General features: G+C 65.0%; 15 protein-coding genes. 11 read left to right on the top strand and 4 right to left on the bottom strand.

From position 1 onward, the window contains the following. The first annotated feature begins 199 nt into the window (after positions 1 to 199). Together ACLFKU_RS07275 and ACLFKU_RS07270 are read left to right on the top strand one after the other, a co-directional pair. Positions 200 to 613: a ribonuclease gene (locus tag ACLFKU_RS07275; protein ID WP_368584051.1), complete on the top strand. Its 414-nt coding sequence runs from the start codon at positions 200 to 202 to the stop codon at positions 611 to 613. Positions 614 to 629: 16 nt separating this feature from the next. Next, entirely contained in the window at positions 630 to 1,190 is a 561-nt protein-coding gene (locus tag ACLFKU_RS07270; RefSeq protein ID WP_013090542.1) for a barstar family protein, read from the top strand. Between the two features lie 130 nt (positions 1,191 to 1,320). Here the strand turns inward: ACLFKU_RS07270 and ACLFKU_RS07265 are convergent, their stop codons facing one another. Both ACLFKU_RS07265 and ACLFKU_RS07260 read right to left on the bottom strand, forming a co-directional pair. Beyond that, positions 1,321 to 2,061, bottom strand: a complete 741-nt coding sequence (locus ACLFKU_RS07265; RefSeq protein ID WP_410848619.1) for a 16S rRNA (uracil(1498)-N(3))-methyltransferase — start codon at positions 2,059 to 2,061, stop codon at positions 1,321 to 1,323. Positions 2,062 to 2,080: 19 nt separating this feature from the next. Continuing rightward, entirely contained in the window at positions 2,081 to 2,494 is a 414-nt protein-coding gene (locus ACLFKU_RS07260; RefSeq protein WP_008923880.1) for a VOC family protein, read from the bottom strand. Between the two features lie 629 nt (positions 2,495 to 3,123). On the opposite strand from ACLFKU_RS07260, the gene tkt reads away from it, so the two are divergent. Both tkt and gap read left to right on the top strand, forming a co-directional pair. After that, positions 3,124 to 5,145 (top strand): transketolase, encoded by a 2,022-nt coding sequence (tkt, locus tag ACLFKU_RS07255; RefSeq protein ID WP_410848618.1) that lies wholly within the window; start codon positions 3,124 to 3,126, stop codon positions 5,143 to 5,145. 109 nt (positions 5,146 to 5,254) lie between these two features. Beyond that, on the top strand, positions 5,255 to 6,265 hold the full coding sequence (gap, locus tag ACLFKU_RS07250) for a type I glyceraldehyde-3-phosphate dehydrogenase (RefSeq protein WP_013090539.1): 1,011 nt from the start codon (positions 5,255 to 5,257) through the stop codon (positions 6,263 to 6,265). A gap of 75 nt (positions 6,266 to 6,340) precedes the next feature. Here the strand turns inward: gap and ACLFKU_RS07245 are convergent, their stop codons facing one another. Next, the gene (locus ACLFKU_RS07245; protein ID WP_176380908.1) at positions 6,341 to 7,027 is read right to left on the bottom strand and encodes a FadR/GntR family transcriptional regulator; all 687 of its coding nucleotides are present in this window, start codon (positions 7,025 to 7,027) and stop codon (positions 6,341 to 6,343) included. A gap of 235 nt (positions 7,028 to 7,262) precedes the next feature. Between ACLFKU_RS07245 and ACLFKU_RS07240 the strand changes: the two genes are divergently transcribed. The 3 genes from ACLFKU_RS07240 (at position 7,263) to ACLFKU_RS07230 (ending at position 10,265) form a co-directional block, all read left to right on the top strand. Continuing rightward, positions 7,263 to 8,591: a C4-dicarboxylate transporter DctA gene (locus ACLFKU_RS07240; protein ID WP_410848617.1), complete on the top strand. Its 1,329-nt coding sequence runs from the start codon at positions 7,263 to 7,265 to the stop codon at positions 8,589 to 8,591. Between the two features lie 123 nt (positions 8,592 to 8,714). After that, complete coding sequence (gene alc, locus ACLFKU_RS07235) at positions 8,715 to 9,725, top strand: allantoicase (RefSeq protein WP_410848616.1); 1,011 nt, start codon at positions 8,715 to 8,717, stop codon at positions 9,723 to 9,725. A gap of 27 nt (positions 9,726 to 9,752) precedes the next feature. Then, complete coding sequence (locus ACLFKU_RS07230; protein ID WP_410848615.1) at positions 9,753 to 10,265, top strand: ureidoglycolate lyase; 513 nt, start codon at positions 9,753 to 9,755, stop codon at positions 10,263 to 10,265. A gap of 103 nt (positions 10,266 to 10,368) precedes the next feature. Here ACLFKU_RS07230 and fur read toward each other — a convergent pair whose 3' ends face one another. Then, entirely contained in the window at positions 10,369 to 10,797 is a 429-nt protein-coding gene (fur, locus tag ACLFKU_RS07225; RefSeq protein WP_027198845.1) for a ferric iron uptake transcriptional regulator, read from the bottom strand. 152 nt (positions 10,798 to 10,949) lie between these two features. On the opposite strand from fur, the gene ACLFKU_RS07220 reads away from it, so the two are divergent. From ACLFKU_RS07220 to ACLFKU_RS07205, 4 genes are all read left to right on the top strand, one after another. Further along, the gene (locus ACLFKU_RS07220; RefSeq protein ID WP_410842478.1) at positions 10,950 to 11,786 is read left to right on the top strand and encodes an outer membrane protein assembly factor BamE; all 837 of its coding nucleotides are present in this window, start codon (positions 10,950 to 10,952) and stop codon (positions 11,784 to 11,786) included. Between the two features lie 354 nt (positions 11,787 to 12,140). Next, a complete protein-coding gene (gene dapB / locus ACLFKU_RS07215) occupies positions 12,141 to 12,938 on the top strand; it encodes a 4-hydroxy-tetrahydrodipicolinate reductase (RefSeq protein ID WP_410848614.1) in 798 nt (265 codons plus the stop codon). Positions 12,939 to 13,016: 78 nt separating this feature from the next. After that, entirely contained in the window at positions 13,017 to 13,733 is a 717-nt protein-coding gene (locus tag ACLFKU_RS07210; RefSeq protein ID WP_410848613.1) for a MotA/TolQ/ExbB proton channel family protein, read from the top strand. A gap of 91 nt (positions 13,734 to 13,824) precedes the next feature. Continuing rightward, a complete protein-coding gene (locus tag ACLFKU_RS07205; protein ID WP_368584042.1) occupies positions 13,825 to 14,256 on the top strand; it encodes an ExbD/TolR family protein in 432 nt (143 codons plus the stop codon). Positions 14,257 to 14,368 lie beyond the last annotated feature (112 nt).

The following is a 14,368-nucleotide window of genomic DNA, read 5'->3' as shown; positions in this document are numbered from 1 at the left end:
CGATCACGATTGAGCTCAGTTTAGCCTGATCGCGCTAAACATTCTGTCAAAAGTCGTCAAAGCCCCGACGGCCGGCTATCCGCGCGGCGAGGCGGGGTGTCGTCGGGCCGTCGAACGTTGATTCCAAAGGCTATTAGCGATACCCTTACGACTTTCATGGTCGTCAAACTCGTGGTCTGACAGCGGGGAAACCTGATACATGGCACGCAACTGGTTGCGCATGAAAGGCGTGCTGATTGGTGCTGCCGCGCTCTGCGCGTTGTCAAGTTCGGCGCCCGAGGCGCTGGCGCGAGACTACTCGGCGCCAGCTGTGGCGGAAGCGCAGGTAGGCACCATCGCGCTGGCGCAATTGCCGCGCGAGGCGGTCGATACGTTGAACCTCATTGCTGCCGGCGGGCCTTACCCGTATCAGAAGGACGGCATCGTATTCGGCAACTACGAACGGGTGCTGCCCGCTCATCGGCGCGGCTATTACCACGAATACACCGTCCCCACGCCTCACGCGCGTAATCGCGGGGCGCGCCGCATCGTCTGCGGAGGTCCGCTACAGCGAACCGACAATTGTTATTACTCGGACGACCATTACACCAGTTTTAACCGTATTGTTGAATGACATTGGGATGAACGGCATGAGCGACAACATCTACGCGCACGATTCCGGAGTCGCGACGGATCTTTTCGCGGCCGGCGACGGCAATTTGTTCCAACGCGTCATGAAGATGCGCGCCGACGAGCAGGGTCGCGACAACCAAAGCGAGGCTGGCACGGTGGTTTCATCGAACGAAGAGCCCATGAGCCTTTTCAGGACGGTGCGGCCGAACATCGTGCAGTCGATCCGCGCGTTCCGCGTGCAGGATCTCGCCGACGAGGCCAACCACCTTGGCCAGCACTTTCTGTATGCGTATTGCGCGAACGCCGCCTCGAAGCAGGAAGTGCTCGAGACGATCGCGACGTCGTTTCTGTTTCCCAAGCATTTCGGCAAGAACTACGACGCGCTCTACGATTGCCTGACCGACCTCGTGCACAAGGCCGGCGCGCAGCCTGGCTTCGTGATCGTGCTCGAACACCTGCCGATCGCGCAGAAATTCGACAAGGAAGGGCGCGAAACGCTGCTCGACGTGTTCCGTGAAGCGGCCGAATTCTGGGCCGAGCGCAAGGTCGCGTTCCGGGTGTTTTACTCGTTCGCCTGAGGCTCGTAGAATGTTCGCCTGTTCAGGCGTTTCTGCTTGGACCTGGCAGTTAACGTCGCGGTATAAACGGCAAAGGCCCGCTAATTAGCGGGCCGTTGTTTTTTGCGGCGCTGCTTGTGGAAGCTCCCGCTTACCAACCACCCCAGCGCGCCGCAAGCGCGGCAAGCACCGCGATCCCCGCGGTTTCGGTGCGCAGCACACGCGCGCCCAAGCCGACTGCGGTAAAGCCCTGTTCAATGGCGGCAGTTTCCTCGTCGGCGGAAAGGCCGCCTTCGGGGCCGATCAGCAGCGTCACGCCACCCGGCGGCGGCGCGTCCGGCAGCGCCGCAAAGCCGATGCTCGCGCGCGGCGACAGCAGCAGGCGCAACTCGTCGGGCGCCGGCTCGCGCGCGAGGGTATCGAGCCACGCGCCAATCTCACACACCGGCATCACGTCTGGCAGCCGATTACGCCCGCACTGTTCGCACGACGCCCGCACCACACCCTGCCAGTGCTGCTGTCGCCGCTGTGCCCGCTCGCCGGTCAGGCGCACGACGCTGCGCGCGGTCGCGAGCGGCACGAAGCCAGAGGCGCCGAGTTCGACCGCCTTCTCGATCAACCAGTCCATCTTGTCGCCGCCTGCAATGCCTTGGGCGAGCGTCAGCCGATACGGCGGCTCGACCTCCACCGCGCGAAATTCGCCAATTTTCACGCGAGCCGAACGGCGCTCGACCTCGACGAGTTCGGCGCGGTATTCGCCACCCTGGCCGTTGAACAGCACCAGCGAATCGCCAGGCTGCAGACGCAGCACGGCCACGTGGCGCACGACGTCGTCGGGCAGTGCGATCACGTCGTCGGGGTAAAGCAGCGCATCAACAAAAAAACGGGGCATCGACGAAAGACTCTCGGATTCAGGAAAGGTGGCGGGCGAGCGCCCAGCGATAGCCGTCGATGTCTTCGACCTGCGCGAAGCGGTCGCCCCAGAACTGGTCCTGCGGCTCGCTCAGCGACTTGGCGCCGGCCGCGAGCGCGCGAGCATACACGGCATCGACGTCCTCGACATAGACATAGAACGATTGCGGCGCGATCGTGCCCGCGCTCTTCGGCGTCTTCGCGGTCGAGCCGAACGCGCCTTCGGGCGCGAACATCACGATCAATTGGCCTTGATAGGTCATCTCGACGTGCATGACGACGCCATCGTCCTGCACGCTGTCGCGCACGTCGAAGCCGAACGCCGCCGAAAAAAACGCCGTCGACGCGCGCGCGTCGCGCACCGTCAGATAGGGGGTCAGCCAGGGCACACCGGCGGGGCGAGGGGCGGTCATGGAGTTCTCCGGATCTCGTGGGGCAGCGTTGCCACTGTTGCGGGTTTCGCTCCGGCGCGGCATGCCGGCTTCGCTCGAACCGGTTCGCTCCAGGTGTCCACGCTTCAAATGGATGGTTTCGTCGTCGGACTCAGTTTATCGCGCGCCGTTCGCGCTGCCGAGAGTTGCCCCGCGTGCACAGCTGGTTCGTCATGACGCAGCGAATCGATGCGGTATGCGGCGGGACGTTCGGCGAGCGTGCGAATCGGTCGGGCCGTAGCGGAGCTCGCTAGACATCCGGGCATCGAGCGGACCGAGCCGCGCATGAGGAAATCCGTAGACGGCGCCGGCACAAGGCTGGAACAATAACGGGGCGTCCACGGCGGACGGGCTCGATCGGCAGCGTGGGCAAAACAGCTGCTCGGATCGTGAATGCCGCCGCCGGGCGGAGTGCGTTGAACCGCGCGGCCGGGCGGGTTTCCGGCCGGGTAGGGGTTAACCTTCTGCTAGAATGTGACGCTTTCAGCCTTGTCCGCTTGCTCTGCCCGTTTCGCGTCTCCTGGCGCCGCATCGTGCGCCGTAGCGAACTGGCCGCCGAGCTTCCGGGCCTCAAGCGCGCTCCGCTTTCTGACTCTGTCTCCGGACTCGACATGACGACCCCGTCTCCCGCACCCACTTCCCTGATGGCTAACGCGATCCGCGCGTTGTCCATGGACGCCGTTCAAAAGGCGAACTCCGGCCACCCGGGCATGCCGATGGGCATGGCCGAAATCGGCGTTGCCCTGTGGTCGCGTCATCTGCGCCATAACCCGAAGAACCCGCAATGGGCCGATCGCGACCGCTTCGTGCTGTCGAACGGTCACGGCTCGATGCTGCTGTACTCGCTGCTGCATTTGACCGGCTACGACCTGCCGATGGAAGAGCTGAAGAACTTCCGCCAGCTCCATTCGAAGACGCCGGGTCACCCGGAATACGGCATCACGCCGGGCGTTGAGACGACCACCGGCCCGCTCGGCCAGGGTCTCGCGAACGCGGTCGGCATGGCGCTCGCCGAGTCGCTGCTCGCCACCGAATTCAACAAGCCCGACGCGAAGATCGTCGATCACCACACGTACGTGTTCGTCGGCGACGGCTGCCTGATGGAAGGCATCTCGCACGAAGCCTGCTCGCTCGCGGGCGTGCTGAAGCTGAACAAGCTGATCGCGTTTTACGACGACAACGGCATCTCGATCGACGGTGAAGTGGTGCACTGGTTCCACGACGACACGCCGAAGCGCTTCGAAGCGTACGGCTGGAACGTGATCCCGAACGTGGTCGGCCACGACGTCGACGCGGTCGACGCGGCGATCAGGCAAGCGAAGCAGTCGGACAAGCCGACGCTGATCTGCTGCAAGACCGTGATCGGTGAAGGCGCGCCGACCAAGGCGGGCTCGCACGACTCGCACGGCGCGCCGCTCGGCGACAAGGAAATCGCGGCAACGCGCGAAGCGATCGGCTGGAAGTGGGAGCCGTTCGTGATCCCGCAGGAAGTCTACGCGGCATGGGATGCAAAGGATGCGGGCGCGCGCTTCGAATCCGAGTGGGACAAGGCGTTCGCCGCCTACGCGGCCAAGTATCCGCAGCAAGCGGCCGAGTTCAAGCGCCGCAGCGCGAAGCAGCTGCCGGCCGACTGGAAAGACAAGGCGAAAGCGATCATCGCGGGCGCGAACGAACGCGCCGAAACCGTCGCGACGCGTAAGGCGTCGCAGCAGGCCATCGAAGGTCTGTCGGCCGTGCTGCCCGAACTGCTCGGCGGTTCCGCCGACCTGACCGGCTCGAACCTGACCAACTGGAAAGCCGCGAAGCCGGTGCGCGTGAATGCCGAAGGCCGTGCCGCCGGCAACTACGTGAACTACGGCGTGCGCGAATTCGGCATGAGCGCCGCGATCAACGGCGTTGCGCTGCATGGCGGCTACAAGGCATTCGGCGGCACCTTCCTGACGTTCTCGGACTACAGCCGCAACGCGCTGCGCGTCGCCGCGCTGATGAAGTCGCAGTCGATCTTCGTGTTCACGCACGACTCGATCGGTCTCGGCGAAGACGGCCCGACCCACCAGTCGATCGAACACGTCGCGAGCCTGCGCCTGATTCCGAATCTGCAAACGTGGCGCCCGGCCGATACGGTCGAAACCGCGGTGGCCTGGACCCATGCGATCGAGCATGAAGGTCCGTCGTGCCTGATCTTCAGCCGTCAGAACCTGCAGTTCAACGAGCGCACCGACGCGCAGATCGCCAACATCGAGAAGGGCGGCTACGTGCTGCGCGACTGGGACGAAGAGATCGTCGCGCGTAAGATCATCCTGATCGCGACGGGCTCGGAAGTCGAACTGGCGATGAAGGCCGTCGAGCCGCTCGCGCGCGAAGGCATTGCCGCACGCGTCGTGTCGATGCCGTCGACAACGGTGTTCGACAAGCAGGACGCCGAGTACCGCGAACGCGTGCTGCCGCATGGCGTGCGCCGCGTCGCGATCGAAGCTGGCGTGTCGGATTTCTGGCGCAAGTACGTGGGTCTGGAAGGCGGCGTGGTCGGCATCGACACGTTCGGCGAGTCGGCCCCGGCAGGTGTGCTGTTCAAGCATTTCGGTTTCACCGTCGAGCACGTGGTGGCGACGGTCAAGGCCGCTCTCGGCTGATGGTTGCGTCGCGTTGCCGTCGTGCCCGTGGATGCGCGGGGCAACGCACCGAACCGGATGTCCGACCAGGCGAACATAAACGGATTTTTTAGCCATCAGGAGATAAATCATGACGATTCGCGTCGCAATCAACGGCTACGGCCGGATCGGCCGCAATACCCTGCGCGCCTTCTATGAAAACGGCAAGAAGCACGATATCGAAATCGTCGCCATCAACGATCTGGGCGATGCGAAGACCAACGCCCACCTGACGCAGTACGACACCGCGCACGGCAAGTTCCCGGGCCAGGTGTCGGTGGACGGCGACTACCTCGTCGTGAACGGCGACAAGATCCGCGTGCTGGCGAACCGCAACCCGGCCGAACTGCCGTGGGGCGAGCTGGGCGTCGACGTCGTGATGGAGTGCACGGGCTTTTTCACGACCAAGGAAAAGGCCAGCGCGCACATCAAGGGCGGAGCGAAGAAGGTCATCATCTCGGCGCCGGGCGGCAAGGACGTCGACGCGACCGTCGTCTACGGCGTGAACCACAACGTGCTGAAGGCATCGGACACGGTCATCTCGAACGCATCGTGCACGACCAACTGCCTCGCGCCGCTGGTCAAGCCGCTGAACGACAAGATCGGTCTCGTGAACGGCCTGATGACGACGATCCACGCGTACACGAACGACCAGGTTCTGACCGACGTGTACCACGAAGACCTGCGCCGCGCGCGTTCGGCTACGCATAGCCAGATCCCGACCAAGACCGGTGCTGCATCGGCGGTCGGCCTCGTGCTGCCGGAACTGAACGGCAAGCTGGACGGCTACGCAATCCGCGTCCCGACGATCAACGTGTCGGTCGTCGACCTGTCGTTCATCGCCGCGCGCGACACGACGGTCGAGGAAGTCAACGCGATCATGAAGGAAGCATCGGAAGGCTCGCTGAAGGGCGTTCTCGGTTACAACGACGCACCGCTCGTGTCGATCGACTACAACCACAACCCGGCTTCGTCGACGTTCGACTCGACGCTGACCAAGGTGTCGGGCCGTCTCGTGAAGGTGTCGAGCTGGTACGACAATGAGTGGGGCTTCTCGAACCGCATGCTGGACACCGCTGTGGCGCTCGCGAACGCGAAGTAAGCTGCCGGTTTCACGCTGCATGAGAAAGCCGCTCCTCGGAGCGGCTTTTTGTCGTCTGCGGTATCGGCGCGGCGGCTACGGCGTCGGGAAATAGACGCCCGCGCGCTGCGCGGCGTTCGCGATGTGCGTCTCGATCGCCTTGCCGGCAGCGAGCGAATCGCGGGCCTTCAGCGCGTCGAGTATCGCGCGATGCTCGGTGTAGGTGGACAGCACCCGCTCGCGCCGGTAGAACGGCATGCGCTGGCTTTCCTTCATGATCTCGGCGCTGCTGCGCAGGATCGACTCGATCGCCGCATTGCCCGCGATACTGACGATGCGCATATGGAACGCGTAGTCGAGCCGCGCCGCTTCGTCGAGTTCCTCGCAGGCGAGCGCGCTTTGCATCGCGGTGACGTTTTCCTCGAGCCACGCGAGGTCGTCGTTGGTGACCGCGAGCACCGCCATGCGCGCAACGAAGCCTTCGAGCGCGTAGCGCATCTGATACGTGTCGGGCAGCGACGACTGCTCGGCGAAACGCCACGCCTGAGCGGTTTTCGCCTGCGCGCTTTCCACGTACACGCCCTTGCCGGGGCGGATCACCAGCAGGCCGAGCGCTTCGAGCGTGGAGAGCGCTTCGCGCAATGACGCTCGGCTGATCGACAGTTCATCGGATAGCTGGCGCTGCGCCGGCAGCAGGCTGCCCACCGGATAGACGCCCGCTTCGATGCGCTCGCGGATGGTCGCGATGGCCGCGTCAGTGACGGTGTGCGGGACGTTTTTCATAAAAGCTCACTTGGTGGCGTGGTCTGACCGCAATTCTAATACGCGGTCGGAAACGGCGCGCCGCACGGCGTAGCGCATCCTGAATCCGACCCGAAATCGCCGAAAAAATAACGGGTAAACACTGCTCGATCAGTCCTTGACGGGACTATATCGGCTTCCTACTATTCGCCATAACAGTACTGGTCCGACCAGTCTGAACAGAAGTGACCGAGACAACCATCCGCAGGAGGAAGCCGTGTTGAAATTCTTCAATTCGCTATTTGGCCGGGTCGTGATAGCGCTCGTGGTCGGCATCGTGCTCGGTGCCGTGTTTCCGCATTTCGCGCAGTCCTTGCGGCCGCTCGGCGACGGCTTTCTGAAGCTGATCAAGATGGTGATCGGACCGATCGTGTTCTGCGTGGTGGTGAGCGGCATGGCGCACGCGGGCGATTTACGCAAGGTCGGCCGCGTCGGCTTAAAGTCGGTGATCTACTTTGAGGCGATGACGACGATCGCGCTCGTGATCGGCGCGGTGCTCGCTTACGTGACGCGTCCGGGCGCCGGCATGAACGTGAACCTGAGTTCGCTCGATGCGGCGTCGCTCACGACCTATACCGAGCACGCGAAGAGCCTGAAGGACACTGCGGGCTTCCTGCTGAAGATCATCCCCGACACCGCGATCAACGCGTTCGCGACCGGCGACATCCTGCAGATCCTAGTGTTCTCGGTGCTGTTCGGCTCGGCGCTGTCGCTGCTCGGCAAGCGCGCGCAACGCGTGAGCGGGTTGATCGATGAACTGTCGCAGGTGTTCTTCCGCGTGATGGGCTTCATCATCAAGCTCGCGCCGCTCGGCGTGCTCGGCGCGATCGCGTTCACGACCGGCACCTACGGCGTCGAGTCGCTCAAGCAGCTCGGCATGCTCGTGCTGGTGTTCTACGCGAGCTGCGTGGTGTTCGTCGTGCTCGTGCTCGGCGCGGTGATGCGGCTCGCCGGCTTCAGCATCTTCAAGCTGATCCGCTATCTGCGCGAAGAACTGTCGATCGTGCTCGGCACCGCGTCGTCCGACGCCGTGCTGCCGCAGATCATGCGCAAGCTCGAATGGATGGGCGTCAAGGATTCGACGGTCGGTCTCGTGATTCCGACCGGCTACTCGTTCAACCTCGACGGCTTCTCGATCTATCTGACGCTCGCGGTGCTGTTCATCGCGCAGGCGACCAATACCCCGCTGTCCGTCCACGACCTGATCGTCGTCGTGCTGGTGTCGCTGGTGACGTCGAAGGGCGCGCACGGCATTCCGGGCTCGGCGATCGTGATTCTCGCGGCGACGCTGTCCGCGATTCCCGCGATTCCGGTGCTCGGTCTCGTGCTGATTCTGCCGGTCGACTGGTTCGTCGGCATCGCCCGTGCGCTGACCAATCTGATCGGCAACTGCGTCGCGACGGTGGTGGTCGCCGTATGGGAAAACGATATCGACAAGGCGCGCGCACACCGCGTGCTGAATCGCGACGCGGCACTGCGCTACGTGCCGGCCGTCGACGACACACTCGCCGAGCCGGGCGCTGGCGAACACGCGGCGGCACTCTGACGGCGGCGTGTCGGCCTTGGTCTGACCAGACCGACCGGAACCGTACCTGGACAGTTTTTTCGCAAACCGGCGGCCCCGTGGCGCCGCCGGCCGTTTCTGACCTCTTCGACACTGACCGACATCATGGCCAACCCCATCCTCGACCCGAACGCTCCCGCCTTCACGCGCCGCTATATGAACCTCGCCGATCCGCGCCTCGGCGCGAAGGCGCTGTTCGCCAGCGACGAATTCTTCGCACCGAAAGAGCGCATGCTCGAGCCGCAGCCGGCGGTGTTCATCCCCGGCAAATACGACGACCACGGCAAGTGGATGGACGGCTGGGAGACGCGCCGCAAGCGCGCGAACGGCCACGACCATTGCGTGATCCGTCTCGCGCGGCCGGGCGTCGTGCATGGCGTCGATCTCGACACGAGCCACTTCACCGGCAATTTCCCGCCGGCGGCGTCGATCGATGCCTGCCACAGCGACGCTGACGTGCCGCCAGAGCACGCCGACTGGCAGCCGCTCGTGCCGGCGACGACGCTACAGGGCAACCAGCATCACTACGTCGAAGTGAAAGACGCGCGCCCGGTCACCCATCTGCGCGTGAATCTATACCCGGACGGCGGGCTCGCGCGACTGCGCGTGTACGGGCAGCCGCAGCGGGACTGGAGCCGCGTCGAGCGCGGCACGCTGCTCGATCTCGCCGCGATCGAGAACGGCGCGTACCTCGTCGCCGCGAACAACCAGCATTTCGGGCCGGCCTCGCAGATGCTGATGCCGGGCCGTGGCGTGAACATGGGCGACGGCTGGGAAACCCGGCGCCGTCGCGAGCCGGGCAACGACTGGGCGATCGTCGCGCTCGCACGGCCAGGCGTGATTCGCAGGATCGAAGTGGACACGGCGCACTTCAAGGGCAACTTCCCGGACCGCTGCTCGCTGCAGGCGGCATCGGTGACGGGCGGCACCGACGATTCCCTCGTCACGCAGGCGATGTTCTGGCCGGTGCTGCTCGGCGAACAGAAACTGCAAATGGATCACGTGCACACGTTCACGGACGACCTCGCCGCGCTCGGGCCGGTCACGCAGGTGCGCTTCAACATCTTCCCGGACGGCGGCGTGTCACGCCTGCGTCTGTGGGGCGAGATCGCTTAACGCACGCAACATCAGGGAGCGGCACGCATGAAGATCCTGCAGATGGAACGCCTCACGCGCGCGGCCTTCGCGCTGTTCGGCGATGTGATCGAACTCGACGGCGCGCGTCATTTTCCGATCAATGGCGGTACGACCGAGCGCTATCACGACCTCGCGCGCGTCGACGTGGCGGAGCAGGGCGGCCGGCCGCTCGTCAATCTGTTTCGCGCGCAGCCGCGCGCGCTGCCCGTCGAGATCACGATGATGGAGCGGCATCCGCTCGGCAGCCAGGCTTTCATTCCCTTACGCGCGGGCCGCTATCTGGTGGTGGTCGCGCCGGCCGGCGAGTTCGACGCCACGCGGATGCGCGCGTTCTGGACCGACGCGTGGCAGGGCGTCAATTACGCGAAAGGGATTTGGCACCATCCGCTGCTCGCGTTGGATCAGGTCAGCGAGTTCATCGTCGTCGATCGTGGCGGCGACGCGCCGAATTGCGACGAATTGCAGTTGGCCGAGCCGTGGCGGCTCGCCTTCGAGCCGAGCGTGGAACTAGCCGGATAGCCGTATTTGCCGCCGCTGAACAAAAAAGACCCGACCGATTCTCATCGGCCGGGTCTTTCTTCTGACTTGCCAGGCCGCGTACTCGCACGCGGCCCGCCACGCATCAGTGCTTACGATGCGGGCAATTTTCCTTCGTGCACGCCCCATACAGTGCGAGCGCGTGCTCCTGCAGCTTGAAGCCGCGTGCCTTGGCGATGGACTGCTGACGACTTTCGATTTCGGGGTCGAAAAACTCTTCCACGAGCCCGCAATCGAGGCACACGAGGTGATCGTGGTGCGTCCCCTCGTTCAGCTCGAACACCGCCTTGCCCGATTCGAAATTGCTGCGCGAGAGCAGGCCGGCCTGCTCGAATTGCGTCAGCACGCGATACACGGTGGCGAGACCGATATCGAGTTCCTCGTGCAGGAGATTGCGGTACACGTCTTCGGCGGTTAGATGTCGTACCGGGCTGTGTTGGAAAATCTCAAGGATTTTGAGGCGCGGAAGGGTCGCCTTGAGCCCGATATTCTTGAGATCGGTTGGATTGGTCATGACAAGGGATCCCTAGAGTACAATGCTGGGCTCTCATAGTAATGTGTTTTGCCGTTCTGGTCATTTTCGATGGAATGAGCGCGGCCCGCAAGCGGGCCCGCACGGTGAGTGAAATGATTTCTAAATCTCAATTGATTTACCGGGGGAGCCGCATGCGGGGTACCTTGATCGCTGTCGCGACTGTCGCGGTTCTTGCCGGATGTTCCACGTACGACAGCCTGACCCAGCGCGTTGCCCAAAGCATTACGCCGTATCGGATTACGGTCGTGCAAGGTAACTTCGTGTCGCAGGAAATGGCCGGCCAGATGAAGGTCGGCATGACGCGCGCGCAGGTGCGCCAAGTGCTCGGCACACCGCTGTTGACCGACATGTTCCACGCGGATCGCTGGGATTACACGTTCTATTTCAAGCGCGGCAACACCTCGATCGTTCAGCAACGCGACTTCGTCGTGTTCTTCTCGGGCGACACCGTGACCCACTGGACGGGTGGCGAGGATCTGCCGACCAATCTCGAATTGCTGGCCGAAATCGACGGCGACCGCGGTGGCCGTCGCTCGACCGCGACGCCGCCGGCCGCTGCGAGCGCGGCCGTGGCCGCCAGCGATGCAGCCGCCGCAAGCGCGGCCGCTGCCGCCGCGGCGCCGGCCACGGTGGATACGACGCGCTCGCCGTCGGTCGAAGGCGCCCAGCAGGCCGCCACGCCGTCCATGGACGCCAACGCGGAAGCCGCCCAGGCGGCCAATCGCGCGACCAGCGCGGTGTCGACGCCGAGCCGCACGCCGTCCGTCCGTTCGGCCGTGCCGAGAGCTGGCGCCGGCGGGATCCCGACGCAAGGCCCGACGGCCGGCGGCCAGCCGCAGTTCCAGTTCAAACGTCCGCCGCCGCCGGCGCCGGAAAACGAGAGCAACCCGGTCGGCCCGACGGGCTCGCAAAGCGGCGACAGCTCGACGCCGAACGGTTCGCCGTCGACGTCCGGAACGAGCAACTGATCCGCTTGTTGGTATTGCGAGGCGGGCTGCGCGCCACATGTGCGGCGCCCGCCAGGTGTGTGTTTGTCCGGCGTCAGGCGAGGCCATAAATGCGCCGTTTGGGCCGCATGAACCTGTTGCCGCAGTGCGCCGCGGCAGTGGGGCGCCGCAGCGGGCCGTATCAGTCAGTCACCTGAGCGAGCCGTCCCGGTTGGCCGCGCGCGTTGGCTTCAGCAGCGAGCCGACCGACCTCGCCGCAAGATCGTGCCGCCTGTCGCCGCTTGTCCCTATATCGACCGGGCGCATTCCCCGGCACACTGGTCGGTGCATTCGCCGGGCTCCATCCCGGTTGACTCTTTCCGAATCCTCATCGTCATGAAAATTGCCATTGCAGGCGCATCGGGCCGTATGGGCCGCATGCTGATCGAAACCGTCCTCAACGATGCCGACGCGACGCTCTCCGGCGCGCTGTGCCGCACGGGCGCGGCGCAGCTTGGCCAGGACGCCGGCGCGTTTCTCGGCAAACAGACCGGCGTGCTGCTGTCCGACGATATCGAGCGCGTCTTTGCCGAATCCGACTACCTGATCGACTTCACGCGCCCGGACGCGACGCTCGCGCATCTCGAAGCCGCGCAGCGCCACGGCGTGAAAATGGTGATCGGCACGACCGGCTTCGACAACGCGCAAAAAGCGCAGCTGCGCGCGGCGGCGGAAAAGATCGGGATCGTGTTCGCGTCGAACATGAGCGTCGGTGTGAACGTCACGCTGAAACTGCTCGAATACGCGGCGCGGCACTTCTCGACCGGCTACGACATCGAGATCATCGAGGCGCATCATCGTCACAAGGTCGATGCGCCGTCCGGCACCGCGCTGACGATGGGCGAAGTGATCGCGGGCGCGCTCGGCCGCAATCTCGACGACTGCGCGGTCTACGGCCGCGAAGGCGTGACCGGCGAGCGCGATCCGTCGACGATCGGCTTCTCGGCGATTCGCGGCGGCGATATCGTCGGCGATCATACGGTGCTGTTCGCGGGCATCGGCGAGCGCATCGAGATCACGCACAAATCGGCGAGCCGCCTGTCGTATGCACAAGGCGCGCTTCGTGCTGTACGCTTCCTCGAAGGCCACGACAACGGCTTCTTCGACATGCAGGACGTGCTCGGCCTGCGTTGAGCGAAGTTCGTTGCGCATAGGCGGGGCAGCGCATCCCGAGCGCGCCCTCCCGAAGTCACTTTCCGAAGGCGAGGTCAGATGGCAGCCAGCAGCGGCATCATTCATTACCTGCAAACGAGCGACGCGATCACGCTTGCGGTCGCCTACGTACTGCTGGCCATGTCGATTGCGAGCTGGTGTTTTCTGATCGTCAAGAGCTGGATTCTGACGCGCGCGAAACGCCAGTCCTCGCGGGCGATCGCGCGCTTCTGGCAGGCGCCGACGCTCGCCGAGGGCGTCGCCATCCTGCGTCGCGCCGACCGCGAGCGCGTGTTCGCGCCGCTCGCCGAAGCGGCGCTCCATGCGGCCGAGGTCGACATTCCGGGCGCATTGCTCGCGCGCGTCGAGCGCAGCGAACGGGTGCTGCGCGCGCTGCGCCAGGCGCTCAACGCGTCGCAGCGGCGGCTCGAGTTCGGTCAGGTGCTGCTGGCGTCGGTCGGTAGCACCGCGCCGTTCGTCGGTCTGCTCGGCACCGTGTGGGGCATCTATCACGCGCTCGGCAGCATCGCGGCGAGCGGGCAGGCGCAGATCGAGAACGTCGCGGGACCGGTCGGTGAGGCGCTGATCATGACCGCTTTCGGTCTCGTGGTCGCGATTCCGGCGGTGCTCGGCTACAACGTGCTGGGCCGCCTCGTGCGGCAATTGACCGAGGAACTGGACGGATTCGCGCACGATTTGCACGCGTACGTGTGCTCGCCCGAGCACGCGCCGACGCCGCCGCGCGCGCAGCAGGCGGCGCACGAGGCACACCGCTGACGCCTGGCGTGCGGCGGGCCCGATAAATCGCGACCTACCCCACACGACACACCGCCCATCGCAGGACCAAACTCAGACGCAAGGAGGCGACATGGCATTCGGCGGACTCGAGAAGAAGCAGACGGCCGCGCCGATGGCCGAGATCAACATGACGCCGCTGATCGACGTGATGCTGGTGCTGCTGGTGATTTTCATCATTACCGCGCCGCTGTTCTCGCACGCGATCCGGCTCGATCTGCCGAAGGTCGCGGCGGCGCCCGCGCGCCAGACCCCGCAGACCATCTCGCTGTCGATCGACGGCGCCGGCAAGCTCTACTGGAACGGCAAGCCGATCACGCTCGCGCAGATGCGCATGCAGTTCGCCGAGGCCGGCAAGCAGGCGGACCAGCCGGACATCCAGCTGCGCGCGGAGCGCTCGACGCGCTACGAAGTGATCGCGCAGGTGATGGGCGCCGCGCAGCAAGCGGGGCTCGAGCGGATCGGCTTCGTGACGGACCCGCCGCCGCCCGCCGCGCAGCACTGAGCATCACCGGGCGCCGCCGGGCGCGCACCGCGTCGACGATCCGGCGTACCCCGCCCCGCACCATGCCGCGCGTAGCGGCGCACCCGTCCGCGAACGGTATAATCAGCCCTTT

Source organism: Paraburkholderia sp. EG304 (assembly GCF_046543485.1).
GTDB classification, from domain to species: domain Bacteria; phylum Pseudomonadota; class Gammaproteobacteria; order Burkholderiales; family Burkholderiaceae; genus Paraburkholderia; species Paraburkholderia youngii.
The sequence above is the reverse complement of the archived record's forward strand: the minus strand, read 5'-3'. Positions and strand labels throughout refer to the sequence as shown.

Bases quoted from the DNA above. Each gene is read 5' to 3' on its own strand.
- ACLFKU_RS07220 (WP_410842478.1), top strand. From the start codon at position 10,950: ATGCGGGGTACCTTGATCGCTGTCGCGACTGTCGCGGTTCTTGCCGGA.
- fur (WP_027198845.1), bottom strand. From the start codon at position 10,797: ATGACCAATCCAACCGATCTCAAGAATATCGGGCTCAAGGCGACCCTT.
- ACLFKU_RS07230 (WP_410848615.1), top strand. From the start codon at position 9,753: ATGAAGATCCTGCAGATGGAACGCCTCACGCGCGCGGCCTTCGCGCTG.
- gap (WP_013090539.1), top strand. From the start codon at position 5,255: ATGACGATTCGCGTCGCAATCAACGGCTACGGCCGGATCGGCCGCAAT.
- ACLFKU_RS07205 (WP_368584042.1), top strand. From the start codon at position 13,825: ATGGCATTCGGCGGACTCGAGAAGAAGCAGACGGCCGCGCCGATGGCC.
- tkt (WP_410848618.1), top strand. From the start codon at position 3,124: ATGACGACCCCGTCTCCCGCACCCACTTCCCTGATGGCTAACGCGATC.
- ACLFKU_RS07270 (WP_013090542.1), top strand. From the start codon at position 630: ATGAGCGACAACATCTACGCGCACGATTCCGGAGTCGCGACGGATCTT.
- alc (WP_410848616.1), top strand. From the start codon at position 8,715: ATGGCCAACCCCATCCTCGACCCGAACGCTCCCGCCTTCACGCGCCGC.
- dapB (WP_410848614.1), top strand. From the start codon at position 12,141: ATGAAAATTGCCATTGCAGGCGCATCGGGCCGTATGGGCCGCATGCTG.
- ACLFKU_RS07265 (WP_410848619.1), bottom strand. From the start codon at position 2,061: ATGCCCCGTTTTTTTGTTGATGCGCTGCTTTACCCCGACGACGTGATC.
- ACLFKU_RS07275 (WP_368584051.1), top strand. From the start codon at position 200: ATGGCACGCAACTGGTTGCGCATGAAAGGCGTGCTGATTGGTGCTGCC.
- ACLFKU_RS07210 (WP_410848613.1), top strand. From the start codon at position 13,017: ATGGCAGCCAGCAGCGGCATCATTCATTACCTGCAAACGAGCGACGCG.
- ACLFKU_RS07245 (WP_176380908.1), bottom strand. From the start codon at position 7,027: ATGAAAAACGTCCCGCACACCGTCACTGACGCGGCCATCGCGACCATC.
- ACLFKU_RS07260 (WP_008923880.1), bottom strand. From the start codon at position 2,494: ATGACCGCCCCTCGCCCCGCCGGTGTGCCCTGGCTGACCCCCTATCTG.